Source organism: Bacillus sp. FSL R5-0523, assembly GCF_037975295.1.
Classification (GTDB): domain Bacteria; phylum Bacillota; class Bacilli; order Bacillales; family Bacillaceae; genus Bacillus; species Bacillus subtilis.
Window position 1 is genome coordinate 1,754,595 of the sequence record NZ_CP150251.1, and the last position, 14,542, is coordinate 1,769,136.

Sequence of the window (14,542 nt, forward strand, 5' to 3'; positions counted from 1 at the left end):
TTCTGCGAATGCTGAAAATTGGTCATAATACATACTAATGAAGAAATGAACGAAGGAGGTTCCATATGTCATATGTTAATGAACTCAAATCAAAGCACGGCGGTTTAACCGCACACATTGTAGAAACAGAAAAATTCAAAACCGTCTCGCTTATTTTTAAGATGCTTGCGCCGCTGACAAAGGATCAAGTCACCAAAAGAGCGCTGCTCCCGCATGTGCTTCTTCGCGGAACGAAAAGCCATCCGAAAACCGCAGAATTGCGTTCATACCTGGATGAGCTGTACGGCACGTCAGTATCGGCTGATCTTACGAAAAAAGGAGAGCGGCACGTCATTACGTTCAGGCTTGAAATTCCGAATGAAAAATATTTAAAAGACCAAACGCCGCTACTTGAGAAAGGGCTCCAGCTTCTCGCAGAAATCGTCTTTTCACCTGCTTTGGAGGGAGATGCTTTTCAGTCCCAATATGTGGCTCAAGAAAAACGGACGCTTAAGCAAAGAATCCAAGCCGTCTATGATGATAAAATGCGCTATTCGAATTTAAGGCTGATACAGGAAATGTGCAAAAATGAGCCTTACGCGCTTCATGTCAATGGTGAAATCGACGATGTCGATGCCATTACGGCAGAGCAATTATACGAAACATACCAAAACGCTATCCAAAAAGACCAGCTTGATTTATATGTAGTTGGCGATGTGGACAGTAACCAGGTACATTTGGCAATTGATAAGTATTTCAAAACAGAAGAGCGAACTCTTGGCACGATTGAAAACAATCACGCTGATGAAAAAGTTCAGCCAAAAGAAGTAATTGATGAAGAGGATGTCAAGCAAGGAAAACTGAATATCGGCTACCGCACCAGCATCACTTATACAGATCAGGATTATCCTGCTTTACAAGTATTTAACGGATTGTTCGGCGGATTCTCTCATTCTAAACTTTTCATTAATGTTCGGGAAAAAGCCAGTCTTGCTTACTACGCGGCTTCGCGTATAGAAAGTTTTAAAGGCTTGTTAATGGTGATGTCAGGCATTGAAGTGAAAAATTATGAACAGGCGGTTTCGATTATTGCTGAGCAATTCCAGGCAATGAAAAATGGCGATTTCAGTGAGCAGGATATAGCACAGACAAAGGCTGTCATTCGAAATCAAGTGCTGGAAACGATTGATACAGCATACGGTTTATCTGAGTTTTTATATCAGCAGGCCGCTGCTCAAGTCGAGATTCCTATCGAAGACTTTCTTGCCAATATTGAGAATGTCACAAAAGAGGATATCATTAAAGCCGGCGAAAAGATTCAGCTTGATACGACTTATTTCTTAAAAGGGACGGAGGGTGCATCTTGATCAAACCAATCGAATATGAACAGCTTCAGGAGACGCTGTATCATGAAAAAATGTCCAACGGCCTTGATGTTTACGTTTTGCCGAAAAAAGGCTTCAACAAGACATATGCGGTCTTTACAACAAAGTACGGCTCGATAGATAACCGGTTTGTCCCTTTAGGTAAAAACGAGATGGTTCACGTGCCGGACGGGATTGCTCACTTTCTTGAGCACAAGCTGTTTGAGAAAGCGGACGGAGACGTTTTTCAAGATTTCAGCAAACAGGGGGCTTCTGCCAATGCGTTTACGTCATTTACAAGAACGGCTTACCTTTTCTCAAGCACATCAAATGTTGAACGCAATTTAGAGACGCTGATCGATTTCGTACAGGACCCATATTTTACTGAAAAAACGGTTGAAAAGGAAAAAGGGATTATCGGGCAGGAGATTAATATGTACGACGATAACCCTGATTGGAGGCTTTACTTCGGGGTCATTGAAAACATGTACAAAGAGCATCCTGTCAGAATTGACATAGCGGGAACAGTGGAAAGCATTTCACACATTACAAAAGACCTTCTTTATGAATGCTATGAAACGTTTTATCACCCGAGTAACATGCTCCTTTTCATTGTCGGACCTGTAGATCCTGAAGCGATTATTTCTCAGGTAAGAGAAAACCAGGGGAAAAAGCCGTATACTGATCAGCCGGAGATCAAACGGGAAGAAGTGAAAGAGCAAGAAGCGGTTTTCCGCAAAGAAAAAGAGATCAAAATGAACGTGCAGGGACCGAAATGCCTTGTCGGGCTGAAATCAAAAAATCCGTTTAAATTAGGCAAAGAGCTCTTAAAGCATGAACTTTCAATGAACTTATTGCTTGAAGCTCTTTTTGGCAAAAGCTCTGCCCAGTATGAATCACTTTATGAAAAAGGATATATTGACGAAACGTTCAGCTTTGATTTTACTGCTGAATATGGGTTCGGTTTTGCGGCGATCGGCGGAGATACGCCTGAGCCTGATCAATTGGCTGAAGACATTTCAAGCATGCTTTTGCGCGCCGGTGAACTGATTACTGCTGAAAAGATTGAACTTGCCAGAAAGAAAAAGATCGGTACATTCTTAAAAGCGCTGAATTCTCCTGAATACATCGCCAATCAATTTACCCGTTATGCGTTCTTGGATATGAGCCTGTTTGACGTTGTAACGGTACTCGAGCAGATTACCCTCGAGGATGTCCAGAACGTAATACAAGAGGAAATTGCTGCAGACAGACTGACTGTCTGCAAGGTTGTTCCTAAATCATAAACAAAACATCCCTCCAGTGTGAGGGGTGTTTTTCTGCGGAAAGAAGGAAAGAGGGATGAACAAAACAGCACTAATCACCGGAGCAAGCGGCGGCATTGGCAAAAGCATCAGCGAAACCCTTGCAGCTAGAGGATACAATCTGCTGCTGCATTACAATACAAATCAAAATGCGGCAGCGGAGCTTGCTGAAAAACTAAGTCAGATGTTTGGCGTAAATGCGGAGATATTACAAGCTGATCTGTCCGCGCAAGATGGAGCAGATAAGCTGACAAGTTCAATTGTTCAGCCGATTGATGCGATTGTTTTAAACAGCGGACGAAGCCATTTTGGGCTGATTACGGATGTAGATAACGCAACGGTCCAGGAAATGGTTCAGCTTCATGTGGCGAGTCCGTATATGCTGACGAGAAACCTTCTGCCAGGCATGATTCGGAATAAATCGGGAGCGATTGTGGCTGTCAGCTCGATTTGGGGAGAGACTGGAGCATCCTGTGAAGTGCTGTACAGCATGGCAAAAGGAGCTCAGCATTCGTTTGTAAAAGGATTGGCTAAGGAGCTGGCGCCAAGCGGAATCAGGGTAAACGCAGTAGCGCCAGGTGCAGTTGATACAAATATGATGAATCAATTCACCGCGGCTGAAAAAGAAGAGATCGCTGATGAGATTCCGATCGGCCGGCTGGCCCGGCCGCAAGAAATTGCTGATGCAACAGCTTTTCTCCTGTCTGAAAAAGCGTCATATATCACCGGCCAAATTCTGTCGGTGAATGGCGGCTGGCACTGCTGACACGAAAATATTCGGTGTATAGTTTCTTTTGTGAAGGACACAATAATCTTGTAACTTCACATGAAATGGAGGAAACAAGCATGTCAGTATTAGAAAACTGGGATAGCTGGAAAAACTTCCTTGGCGACCGTCTGAACTATGCGCAAGATAAAGGTATGAGCCAGGATACGATTACAGATCTTGCGACAGAAATCGGCAGCTACTTGGCTAATGAAGTGGAATCTAAGAACGAGCAGGAAAAAGTGCTGGCAGATCTTTGGAGTGTAGCATCAAAAGATGAACAGCACGCCATTGCCAATATGATGGTTAAGCTTGTTGAAAATAACAGCACTCACTAGGAAGAGAGGGGATTTTTCCTCTCTTTTTTATGTTTTCCTCATCACAGCAACATTCTTCTTTCTAATTAGAGAAAAATGCTTTATGATAAAGGAAGGTAAAATTTTGCCACAATGAAGGGGGTATATCATTTGGCAAAGCTCGAATGGTATTTTGAATATGAAATTCAAGTGAACCGCCCCGGACTGCTCGGGGATATTTCATCTCTTCTTGGGATGCTTTCTATCAACATCGTAACGATAAACGGCGTCGATCTTTCCAGAAGGGGAATGCTCCTCAGGTGCCGCCATATAGATCAAATTAAACGATTAGAATCAATCTTAAAAACGATGGAAACAATTAAAGTAACGAAGCTTAGAGAACCGAGGCTTCGCGACCGACTTGCCGTACGCCACGGCCGTTATATTCAACGGGATGCCGATGACAAGAAAACGTTCCGCTTTGAACGGGACGAGCTTGGCTTATTAGTCGATTTTATGGCCGAATTGTTCAAAAAAGAAGGCCATAAATTAATCGGAATCAGAGGTATGCCGCGTGTCGGGAAAACGGAATCGATTGTAGCCTCTAGTGTGTGTGCAAGCAAAAGGTGGCTGTTTGTGTCATCAACCTTGCTAAAGCAGACGATAAGAAGCCAGCTGATTGCCGATGAATACAGCACTGAAAATGTCTTTATCGTTGACGGAATTGTGTCAACACGAAGAGGATCGGAACGCCATCTCCAGCTGGTCCGAGAAATCATGCGGCTGCCTGCAACAAAAGTGGTGGAGCATCCGGACATATTCGTTCAAAATACAGAGTATACACTAGATGACTTTGATTATATTATTGAACTGAGAAATGACCCTGATGAGGTTATTACATATGAACATGCCGAGGAACCCCAAATGTTTGATCAATCCGGGTTTTCAAGCTTTGATTTTTAAAATTGGAAGGTGTTTGTTGTGACTGAACTAGGAATCCGGCTCAAAGAAGCCAGAGAGGAAAAAGCAATGTCATTGGATGATCTCCAAGCGGCAACAAAAATTCAAAAAAGGTATTTAACCGCCTTGGAGGAAGGAAACTATGACATTATTCCGGGGAAGTTTTATGTTCGGGCATTCATCAAGCAATATGCAGAAGCCGTTGGGCTTGATGCGGATCAGCTGTTTGAGGAGCATAAAAAAGATATCCCTAATACGTATCATGACGATGTGTCTGAAAAGATCTCCGGCATGAATCTTCAAAAGGAAATGCCAAAGCCAGCATCTAAGGCGCTCGAGCTGCTGCCAACGATACTTGTTATTCTCGGCGTGATTGTCGTGATTGCCATTGTGTACGCGATCATTCAGTTTGCCAATCACAAAAACAGTGATGATCACAATGCGGCATCAGAAAAAGCAATTACGCAAAGTGAGAGCAAGTACGAAATCCCTAAAGACTCAACGCTGAAAGAGAATCAAAATAACAGCTCTGAAAAAGAGACAGACACTAAAAAAGAAACGAAAGAAAACGAAGATAAGAAAAAAGAAAATGACAGTGAGAAGCTGGAGATTAAAGCTGCTGGCACTGAAGGATCGTTAACGACTTATGAAGTGTCCGGCGCTGATAAAATCGAGCTGGAACTGAAGGCATCAGACAGCTCCTGGATTCGAGTGCGCGATGAAAACAGCAGCTCTTTAAAAGAAGGAACGCTGAAAAAAGACGAAACCTATAAAAAAGACATAACTGATCAGAAACAAGTTGATATCCGCACTGGATATGCACCTAATCTGAAAATAAAAATCAACGGTAAGGTTCTTTCATATGAACTTGATCCGAAAAAAGTGATGGCACAAACCATAAAGATTGTAAATAAAAAGGAAGAAAAGTCATCTTAATTATCAGATGACTTTTCTTCACGTCCGAGATGAAATTGGAGGGGCTTTATGTTTAACTTACCAAATAAAATCACACTAGCTAGAATCGCATTAATCCCAATCTTCATGATTATCATGCTGGCGCCGTTTGACTGGGGCAGGCTCGAAGTTGGAGACGAATCGATCCCGGTCGCACATTTGGCGGGGGCCATTCTATTTATTATTGCATCTACAACAGACTGGGTGGACGGGTATTATGCCCGAAAATTGAATCTCGTAACAAACTTCGGGAAATTTCTTGATCCGCTTGCGGACAAACTGCTGGTATCCGCAGCGTTAATTATCCTTGTTCAATTTGATCTCGCTCCAGCTTGGATGGTCATTGTGATTATCAGCAGGGAGTTTGCCGTGACAGGTTTAAGGCTTGTCTTAGCCGGAACAGGAGAAGTCGTAGCTGCTAACATGCTTGGTAAAATCAAAACCTGGGCACAGATTATTGCGGTATCCGCATTGCTTCTTCATAATCTTCCATTTGAACTTGTGTCATTCCCGTTTGCAGACTTGGCGCTGTGGGTAGCCGTCTTCTTTACTGTCGTCTCAGGATGGGAATATTTCTCTAAAAACTGGGAAGCGTTAAAAACATCTAACTAAGAAAGAAGGACTTCGTCATGGAATTTCCAAAAAAAGCAGAAATAATTGCAGTCGGTTCAGAGCTGCTGCTTGGCCAAATCGCCAATACAAATGCTCAATTTATCAGCAAACAGCTCGCTGAAATCGGGGTCAACGTATTTTATCATACAGCGGTCGGAGATAACCCGGAGCGGCTGAAGCAGGTCATCCGCATTGCTGAAGAACGCTCTGACTTCATTATTTTTTCAGGAGGGCTTGGACCCACAAAAGATGATCTGACGAAAGAAACGATTGCAAATACGCTGGGACGTCCGCTTGTGTTAAATGATGAGGCATTCCAATCCATTGAGGACTATTTCAAACGAACAAAACGCACGATGTCACCTAATAACCGAAAACAGGCGCTTGTGATCGAAGGCTCTGACGTGCTGGCGAATCACTTTGGAATGGCCCCGGGAATGCTCACAGAGCATGAATCGCGCTATTATATGCTTCTTCCTGGACCGCCGAGCGAATTGCGTCCAATGTTTGAAAACGAGGCAAAGCCTCTTCTGCTGAAAAAGATGGGTTCAAATGAAAAAATTGTGTCAATCGTTCTTCGCTTTTTCGGTATCGGTGAATCTCAGCTTGAAGCCGATTTGGAAGATATTATTGATGCACAAACCAATCCGACAATTGCGCCTTTGGCGGCTGATGGAGAGGTGACGCTGCGTCTGACAGCCAAACACGCCGATGAAAAGGAAACAGAGCGTCTGTTAAAAGAAACAGAGGCCGTTATCTTAGAGCGTGTCGGTGAATTTTTCTATGGTTACGATGATACTTCTCTTGTAAAAGAGCTATCTATAGCGTGTAAGGAAAAAGGCATTACAATTTCTGCGGCAGAAAGCTTTACCGGAGGGCTGTTTTCTGAATGGCTGACGGATCATAGCGGTGCCTCAAAATTATTTGCCGGGGGCGTTGTTTGCTATACAAACGACGTGAAGCAGAATGTGCTTGGTGTCAAGAAGGAAACATTAGATCGTTTTGGGGCGGTCAGCAAGGAGTGTGCATCCGAACTGGCTAAGGGTGTTCAAAAACTCACTGGCAGCGATATCGGCATTAGCTTTACTGGTGTAGCAGGACCTGACGCTCAAGAAGGGCATGAGCCTGGGCATGTGTTTATCGGCATTTCCGCAAATGGTAAAGAAGAGGTTCACGAGTTTCACTTTGCTGGCTCCAGAACGGGGATCAGAAAACGCGGCGCTAAATACGGCTGCCACTTAATCTTAAAGCTTTTAGAGCAAAAATAATATTTTCAGCACATTATCCTCCTAAGAAAACATGATTTCTCTGATACATTATGATATTTTGATAGGAATCACGCCAAGAAAAAATCCGAATATGCGTTCGCTTTTTTCTTGGCAAATCCCTTCAAACAGGGTATAGTATATGTAGTGGTAACATAAAGGAGGAAAAAATAGAATGAGTGATCGTCAGGCAGCCTTAGATATGGCTCTTAAACAAATAGAAAAACAGTTCGGCAAAGGTTCCATTATGAAACTGGGAGAAAAGACAGATACAAGAATTTCTACTGTCCCAAGCGGCTCCCTAGCTCTTGATACAGCACTGGGAATTGGCGGATATCCTCGCGGACGGATTATTGAAGTATACGGTCCTGAAAGCTCAGGTAAAACAACTGTGGCGCTTCATGCGATTGCTGAAGTTCAGCAGCAGGGCGGACAAGCCGCGTTTATCGATGCGGAGCATGCGTTAGATCCGGTATACGCGCAAAAGCTCGGTGTTAACATTGAAGAGCTTTTACTGTCTCAGCCTGACACAGGCGAGCAGGCGCTTGAAATTGCGGAAGCATTGGTTCGAAGCGGGGCAGTTGACATTGTCGTTGTCGACTCTGTAGCCGCTCTCGTTCCGAAAGCGGAAATTGAAGGCGACATGGGAGATTCTCATGTCGGTTTACAAGCACGCTTAATGTCTCAAGCGCTTCGTAAGCTTTCAGGGGCCATTAACAAATCGAAGACAATCGCGATTTTCATTAACCAAATTCGTGAAAAAGTCGGCGTTATGTTCGGGAACCCGGAAACAACTCCTGGCGGCCGTGCGTTGAAATTCTACTCTTCCGTGCGTCTTGAAGTGCGCCGTGCTGAACAGCTGAAACAAGGCAACGACGTAATGGGGAACAAAACGAAAATCAAAGTCGTGAAAAACAAGGTGGCTCCGCCGTTCCGTACAGCCGAGGTTGACATTATGTACGGAGAAGGCATTTCAAAAGAAGGCGAAATCATTGATCTAGGAACTGAACTTGATATCGTGCAAAAAAGCGGTTCATGGTACTCTTATGAAGAAGAGCGTCTTGGTCAAGGCCGTGAAAATGCAAAACAATTCCTGAAAGAAAATAAAGATATCATGCTGATGATCCAGGAGCAAATTCGCGAACATTACGGCTTGGATAATAACGGAGTAGTGCAGCAGCAAGCTGAAGAGACACAAGAAGAACTCGAATTTGAAGAATAAAAATAAAATAAGTTTCAAATGATACAAAAGGCTGAGTGAAAAACTCAGCTTTTTTGTATTTTGCAAAAAAATGATAAAAATATTGCTTTTTTTGACAACTTTTTTAGGGCTTTATTCGTCTAACAAAACGTGTGCAAAATGGAATTTATTTTGGGAGGAAAAAATGAATGACAAGCCCAACCCGCAGAAGAACTGCGAAACGCAGACGGAGAAAACTAAATAAAAGAGGAAAACTGTTGCTTGGTCTTTTAGCAGTGATGGTTTGCATTACGATTTGGAATGCTCTTCATCGAAATAGTGAAGAAAACAAGCCATCTCAAGAAACTCCAGCGGTTTCAAATACCGATCAGAAAAAAGAGGTCAAAAAGAAAACTGCCAAAAAATCAGAGGAACAAATCAAAACAGTGGATCGAAATCAAAAAATCAGCAATTATTTAGAAGAGATCGGTTTCAGCGGAACAGCCATGATTGTCAGAAATGGAGAAATCGTAACAAATAAAGGTTTTGGCTATGCTGACCGTAAACACTACATTCAAAATAATCCATTGACATCTTTTTATGTCGGTTCATCACAAAAAGCGCTGATTGCAACTGCTATTTTGCAGCTAGAGGAAAAGGGGAAACTTCAGACAAGTGATCCGGTAAGTACGTATTTACCTCATTTTCCTAACGGACAAACGATTACTTTGAAGAATCTGCTTACACATACATCGGGGATAAACGGACATATTGAAGGAAACGGCGCCATTACGCCGGACGATTTAATAAAAGACATAGAACTGCAGGGAATCAAACGTCAGCCGGGCGTATGGGACTACAAGGATTCCAACTATTCTGTTCTCGCTTATATTATTGCTGAAGTAAGCGGTGAGCCCTATGAACAGTACATAAAGAATCATATTTTTAAACCTGCGGGAATGACGCATGCAGGCTTTTACAAAACATATGAAAAAGAACCTTATCCTGCTGTCGGGTATAAGATGGAGGGCAGCAAAAAAGTTACACCGTATATACCTGATCTATCCCAGCTGTATGGAGCGGGTGATATTTATATGAGCGCTATAGATATGTACAAATTTGACCAAGCGCTGATAGACGGAAAACTGTATTCGCAAAAAAGCTATGAAAAGATGTTTACGCCAGGGAGCAGCTCCACATACGGCATGGGATTTTATGTTGCTCCCGGAAGCTATTCAAACCATGGTGTTATGCCGGGCTTCAATATCTTGAACAGCTTTAGCAAATCTGGGCAAACCATTGTTATTTTGTTCTCAAACATTCAAAATAATGCTAAATTGGGCCAAGTGAACAATAAAATATACCAGCTTCTGAATCAAGAATGATTGGCGTTCTTCTTTTGGATGAATTGCATTCGGAACGTGAAAAGACGACTGGCCTGCAAACGTTAAGATGGCAAGCTTGACAAGTATTTCCGACACATTTACAATGAAGTTGTAACATTTGTTTTTTTAACATGATTGTTAAACCATTTAAACTTGACAAGGGCGATGAACACACTCATTCCCTGTGAAGGTTCTGTATGTTGAGAAAACTAGACAATGTACATGCCGACACTTTTTAAGCAACAACCAAGTTCATAGCAAGAGGAGGTGAAAGTATGACCCCAATTATGATGGTTCTCATCTCCATTTTGCTGATTCTACTCGGTTTAGTTGTTGGCTACTTTGTTCGTAAAACCATTGCCGAAGCGAAAATTGCGGGCGCACGCGGTGCAGCCGAGCAAATTCTTGAAGATGCGAAGCGTGATGCTGAAGCACTGAAAAAAGAAGCTCTGCTTGAAGCAAAGGATGAAATCCACAAACTTCGAATAGATGCTGAACAGGAAGTTCGTGAAAGACGAAATGAGCTTCAAAAACAAGAAAACCGTTTACTCCAAAAGGAGGAAAACCTTGATCGCAAACATGAGGGAATTGATAAACGGGAAGCGATGTTGGAGAAGAAAGATCATTCTCTGAATGAACGACAACAACATATTGAAGAGATGGAAAGCAAAGTGGATGAGATGATTCGTATGCAGCAGTCAGAGTTGGAACGAATTTCGAGTCTGACTCGTGATGAAGCAAAACAAATCATTCTTGAGCGGGTTGAAAACGAGCTTTCACATGACATCGCCATCATGACAAAAGAAACTGAAAACCGTGCGAAAGAAGAGGCGGATAAGAAAGCGAAAAACATTCTTTCACTCGCCTTACAGCGCTGCGCAGCGGACCACGTTGCCGAAACAACGGTATCAGTTGTCAATCTTCCAAATGATGAGATGAAAGGACGTATCATCGGACGGGAAGGGCGTAACATTCGTACGCTTGAAACGCTGACAGGAATTGACCTGATTATTGATGATACGCCTGAAGCTGTCATTCTTTCCGGATTTGATCCGATCAGACGTGAGACAGCCAGAATTGCTCTTGATAAACTCGTTCAGGATGGCCGTATTCATCCGGCACGGATTGAAGAAATGGTTGAAAAATCTCGCCGCGAGGTCGATGACTATATTCGTGAGATGGGTGAGCAAACGACATTTGAGGTTGGCGTTCACGGCCTCCACCCAGATCTCATCAAGATCCTCGGCCGCTTAAAGTTCCGTACAAGCTACGGTCAAAATGTGCTTAAGCATTCCATGGAAGTCGCATTCTTGGCCGGTCTAATGGCATCGGAGCTTGGTGAAGACGCAAAGCTTGCTAAACGTGCGGGTCTTCTTCACGACATCGGGAAAGCAATTGACCATGAAGTAGAAGGAAGCCACGTTGAAATCGGGGTAGAGCTTGCGACCAAATATAAAGAGCACCCAGTCGTGATTAACAGTATTGCATCACACCACGGGGATGAGGAGCCGACTTCCATTATCGCTGTGCTGGTAGCTGCAGCAGATGCGCTTTCCGCTGCAAGACCTGGCGCAAGAAGTGAGACGCTCGAGAATTATATTCGAAGACTTGAAAAACTCGAAGAAATTTCTGAGTCCTACGAAGGTGTTGAAAAATCATTTGCCATTCAGGCTGGACGCGAAGTGCGTATTATGGTGAAGCCGGATTCAATTAATGATCTTGAGGCTCATCGACTGGCGCGAGATATCCGCAAGCGAATTGAGGACGAGCTCGATTATCCAGGTCATATTAAGGTGACAGTAATCAGAGAGACTCGAGCCGTAGAGTATGCAAAATAAAGTGATGCGCTAAGCATCACTTTATTTTTTTGACGGCAAGGGATTTTCAAGAAGAAAGGATTTACAAAATGAGAATTTTATTTATCGGAGATGTTGTCGGTTCACCGGGCCGTGACATGGTCAAAGAATATGTACCAAAGCTAAAAACAAAATATAAGCCTCACTTTACCATTATTAATGGTGAAAACGCCGCACATGGAAAAGGCCTGACGGAAAAAATTTATCACAGCTTAATCCAGTCCGGCGCAGATGCAATCACAATGGGGAACCACACATGGGACAAAAAAGAAATATTTGATTTTATAGATGACGTTCCGAACTTGGTTCGCCCGGCAAACTTTCCTGAAGGAACACCGGGGAAAGGGATCACATATGTGAAAGCAAACGGCAAAGAACTAGCAGTCATTAATTTGCAGGGACGTACGTTTTTGCCGCCGCTTGATGACCCGTTTTTAAAAGCGGACGAATTGATCGCAGAAGCTGCGAAAAGAACACCGTACATTTTTATCGACTTTCATGCCGAAGCGACAAGTGAAAAGCTCGCACTTGGCTGGTACACGGATGGGAGGGCGTCGGCTGTAGTAGGAACTCATACACACGTGCAAACAGCGGATAACCGCATTTTGCCGAAGGGAACGGCATATATTACTGATGTGGGAATGACTGGCCCGTATGACGGTATACTGGGGATGGACAGAGAGACGATTATTAAGCGATTCAAAACGAACCTTCCAGTCCGGTTTACTGTCGCTGAAGGAAAAACAACGCTCAGCGGAGTTGTCATTGACATTGACGATCAAACGAAAAAAGCCGTGAAAATTGAGCGTATTTTAATCAACGATGATCACATGTTCTTTGAATAGTTGAACATATGGTTATTTTATAAAAATATTAAAAAGAAAAGCAGGAATATAGCAACTCCTTAGTGAATATAGTAAAAATGGAAGGTAGCCCGCTATTTTTGAAAAGCATTGTGGGGATGGCTTTTTGGATAGCAACATCTAATAATGATTGTTCTAATGAACACTCACTTATCCATTGTAAAACTAAGGGGGAGCAGAAATGGAAATCTTAAAAGTTTCAGCAAAATCGAGTCCAAATTCAGTGGCAGGTGCGCTTGCAGGCGTGTTGAGAGAGCGAGGAGCCGCCGAGATTCAAGCGATCGGAGCGGGTGCATTAAACCAGGCTGTAAAAGCTGTGGCGATTGCCAGGGGATTTGTGGCGCCTAGCGGCGTTGATTTGATTTGTATTCCGGCTTTTACAGATATTCAAATCGATGGGGAAGAAAGAACAGCGATTAAATTAATCGTGGAGCCTCGCTAAAAACAAATAAAGCATTCTCAACCTGTTTGCGTAATGCAAACAGGTTGTTTTTCATTTATTGTGATATTTTCTCCCGATAGTATTTTTAGCACATAAATGAGCGAATATACAAAATCAAAAATGAGCTAAAACGTTTCAAAAAAAATTCCGCCCATTTTTCAAGACAGATACTTTTGTCCTTATGGAGAAGACAGTGCTGTTTACGCTTATTCCATATCATGGTACAATCCGAATATAACAAGAATTTTTCAAGGAGGATTGTACATGCAGAGTGGAAAGATGAAAGCTCTAATGAAAAAGGACGGGGCGTTCGGTGCTGTGCTGACTGAAGTTCCCATTCCTGAGATTGATAAACATGAAGTCCTCATAAAAGTGAAAGCCGCTTCCATATGCGGCACGGATGTCCACATTTATAATTGGGATCAATGGGCACGTCAGAGAATCAAAACTCCCTATGTTTTCGGCCATGAGTTCAGCGGCATCGTAGAGGACGTGGGAGAGAATGTCAGTAGTGTAAAAGTGGGAGAGTATGTGTCTGCGGAAACACACATTGTCTGTGGTGAATGTGTCCCTTGCCTAACAGGAAAATCTCATGTGTGTACCAATACTGCTATAATCGGAGTGGACACGGCAGGCTGTTTTGCGGAGTATGTAAAAGTTCCAGCTGATAACATTTGGAGAAATCCCGCTGATATGGACCCGTCTATTGCTTCCATTCAAGAGCCTTTAGGAAATGCAGTTCATACCGTACTCGAGAGCCAGCCTGCAGGAGGAACGACTGCAGTGATTGGATGCGGACCGATTGGTCTTATGGCTGTTGCGGTTGCAAAAGCAGCAGGAGCTTCTCAGGTGATAGCGATTGATAAGAATGAATACAGGCTGAGGCTTGCAAAACAAATGGGAGCGACTTGTACTGTTTCTATTGAAAAAGAAGACCCGCTCAAAAATGTAAGCGCTTTAACGAGTGGGGAAGGAGCAGATCTTGTTTGTGAGATGTCGGGCCATCCCTCAGCGATTGCCCAAGGTCTTGCGATGGCTGCGAATGGCGGGAGATTTCATATTCTCAGCTTGCCGGAACATCCGGTGACAATTGATTTGACGAATAAAGTGGTATTTAAAGGGCTTACCATCCAAGGAATCACAGGAAGAAAAATGTTTTCAACATGGCGCCAGGTGTCTCAGTTGATCAGTTCAAACGTGATCGATCTTGAACCTGTTATTACCCATCAGTTTCCGTTAGAGGAGTTTGAAAAAGGTTTCGAACTGATGAGAAGCGGGCAGTGCGGAAAAGTAATTTTAATTCCATAAAGGGGGAT

The 14,542-nt window shown here is 43.2% G+C and carries 14 protein-coding genes; all 14 read left to right on the forward strand.

What is annotated here, in order from left to right:
* The first annotated feature begins 65 nt into the window (after nucleotides 1-65).
* The 14 genes from NYE53_RS09090 (at nucleotide 66) to tdh (ending at nucleotide 14,534) form a co-directional block, all read left to right on the forward strand.
* Nucleotides 66-1,346 (forward strand): pitrilysin family protein, encoded by a 1,281-nt coding sequence (locus tag NYE53_RS09090; protein WP_339248270.1) that lies wholly within the window; start codon nucleotides 66-68, stop codon nucleotides 1,344-1,346.
* A complete protein-coding gene (locus tag NYE53_RS09095) occupies nucleotides 1,343-2,629 on the forward strand; it encodes a pitrilysin family protein (RefSeq protein WP_003244823.1) in 1,287 nt (428 codons plus the stop codon). The genes NYE53_RS09090 and NYE53_RS09095 overlap by 4 nt, the downstream gene beginning before the upstream one ends.
* Nucleotides 2,630-2,684: 55 nt before the next feature.
* Nucleotides 2,685-3,413, forward strand: coding sequence for an SDR family oxidoreductase (gene efpI / locus NYE53_RS09100; protein WP_208556837.1), 729 nt, complete (start codon nucleotides 2,685-2,687; stop codon nucleotides 3,411-3,413).
* Nucleotides 3,414-3,493: 80 nt separating this feature from the next.
* On the forward strand, nucleotides 3,494-3,751 hold the full coding sequence (locus NYE53_RS09105; RefSeq protein ID WP_003245199.1) for a DUF3243 domain-containing protein: 258 nt from the start codon (nucleotides 3,494-3,496) through the stop codon (nucleotides 3,749-3,751).
* A 129-nt stretch (nucleotides 3,752-3,880) separates the two neighbouring features.
* Nucleotides 3,881-4,672 (forward strand): YmfK family protein, encoded by a 792-nt coding sequence (locus NYE53_RS09110; protein WP_003220998.1) that lies wholly within the window; start codon nucleotides 3,881-3,883, stop codon nucleotides 4,670-4,672.
* A gap of 66 nt (nucleotides 4,673-4,738) precedes the next feature.
* Nucleotides 4,739-5,605, forward strand: a complete 867-nt coding sequence (gene rodZ / locus NYE53_RS09115; protein WP_010886511.1) for a cell shape determination protein RodZ — start codon at nucleotides 4,739-4,741, stop codon at nucleotides 5,603-5,605.
* 48 nt (nucleotides 5,606-5,653) lie between these two features.
* Nucleotides 5,654-6,235, forward strand: coding sequence for a CDP-diacylglycerol--glycerol-3-phosphate 3-phosphatidyltransferase (gene pgsA, locus NYE53_RS09120; RefSeq protein WP_003244753.1), 582 nt, complete (start codon nucleotides 5,654-5,656; stop codon nucleotides 6,233-6,235).
* Nucleotides 6,236-6,252: 17 nt separating this feature from the next.
* Nucleotides 6,253-7,503, forward strand: coding sequence for a competence/damage-inducible protein A (locus tag NYE53_RS09125; RefSeq protein WP_339248273.1), 1,251 nt, complete (start codon nucleotides 6,253-6,255; stop codon nucleotides 7,501-7,503).
* Nucleotides 7,504-7,675: 172 nt separating this feature from the next.
* Nucleotides 7,676-8,722 carry a recombinase RecA gene (gene recA / locus NYE53_RS09130; protein ID WP_003245789.1) on the forward strand — a complete coding sequence of 349 codons (1,047 nt, stop codon included), beginning with the start codon at nucleotides 7,676-7,678 and terminating at the stop codon, nucleotides 8,720-8,722.
* Nucleotides 8,723-8,889: 167 nt separating this feature from the next.
* The gene (locus tag NYE53_RS09135; protein WP_339248276.1) at nucleotides 8,890-10,065 is read left to right on the forward strand and encodes a serine hydrolase domain-containing protein; all 1,176 of its coding nucleotides are present in this window, start codon (nucleotides 8,890-8,892) and stop codon (nucleotides 10,063-10,065) included.
* 275 nt (nucleotides 10,066-10,340) lie between these two features.
* A complete protein-coding gene (rny, locus tag NYE53_RS09140) occupies nucleotides 10,341-11,903 on the forward strand; it encodes a ribonuclease Y (RefSeq protein WP_003221010.1) in 1,563 nt (520 codons plus the stop codon).
* A gap of 68 nt (nucleotides 11,904-11,971) precedes the next feature.
* Nucleotides 11,972-12,766, forward strand: coding sequence for a 2',3'-cyclic-nucleotide 2'-phosphodiesterase (ymdB, locus tag NYE53_RS09145; RefSeq protein ID WP_003245138.1), 795 nt, complete (start codon nucleotides 11,972-11,974; stop codon nucleotides 12,764-12,766).
* A 199-nt stretch (nucleotides 12,767-12,965) separates the two neighbouring features.
* The gene (gene spoVS, locus NYE53_RS09150) at nucleotides 12,966-13,226 is read left to right on the forward strand and encodes a stage V sporulation protein SpoVS (protein ID WP_003154135.1); all 261 of its coding nucleotides are present in this window, start codon (nucleotides 12,966-12,968) and stop codon (nucleotides 13,224-13,226) included.
* A gap of 264 nt (nucleotides 13,227-13,490) precedes the next feature.
* Complete coding sequence (tdh, locus tag NYE53_RS09155; RefSeq protein WP_339248279.1) at nucleotides 13,491-14,534, forward strand: L-threonine 3-dehydrogenase; 1,044 nt, start codon at nucleotides 13,491-13,493, stop codon at nucleotides 14,532-14,534.
* The last annotated feature ends 8 nt before the right edge of the window (nucleotides 14,535-14,542 follow it).

Coding starts and splice junctions, on each gene's coding strand:
- NYE53_RS09090 (WP_339248270.1), top strand. CDS start 66: ATGTCATATGTTAATGAACTCAAATCAAAGCACGGCGGTTTAACCGCA.
- efpI (WP_208556837.1), top strand. CDS start 2,685: ATGAACAAAACAGCACTAATCACCGGAGCAAGCGGCGGCATTGGCAAA.
- NYE53_RS09105 (WP_003245199.1), top strand. CDS start 3,494: ATGTCAGTATTAGAAAACTGGGATAGCTGGAAAAACTTCCTTGGCGAC.
- rodZ (WP_010886511.1), top strand. CDS start 4,739: ATGTCATTGGATGATCTCCAAGCGGCAACAAAAATTCAAAAAAGGTAT.
- pgsA (WP_003244753.1), top strand. CDS start 5,654: ATGTTTAACTTACCAAATAAAATCACACTAGCTAGAATCGCATTAATC.
- NYE53_RS09125 (WP_339248273.1), top strand. CDS start 6,253: ATGGAATTTCCAAAAAAAGCAGAAATAATTGCAGTCGGTTCAGAGCTG.
- recA (WP_003245789.1), top strand. CDS start 7,676: ATGAGTGATCGTCAGGCAGCCTTAGATATGGCTCTTAAACAAATAGAA.
- NYE53_RS09135 (WP_339248276.1), top strand. CDS start 8,890: ATGACAAGCCCAACCCGCAGAAGAACTGCGAAACGCAGACGGAGAAAA.
- rny (WP_003221010.1), top strand. CDS start 10,341: ATGACCCCAATTATGATGGTTCTCATCTCCATTTTGCTGATTCTACTC.
- ymdB (WP_003245138.1), top strand. CDS start 11,972: ATGAGAATTTTATTTATCGGAGATGTTGTCGGTTCACCGGGCCGTGAC.
- spoVS (WP_003154135.1), top strand. CDS start 12,966: ATGGAAATCTTAAAAGTTTCAGCAAAATCGAGTCCAAATTCAGTGGCA.
- tdh (WP_339248279.1), top strand. CDS start 13,491: ATGCAGAGTGGAAAGATGAAAGCTCTAATGAAAAAGGACGGGGCGTTC.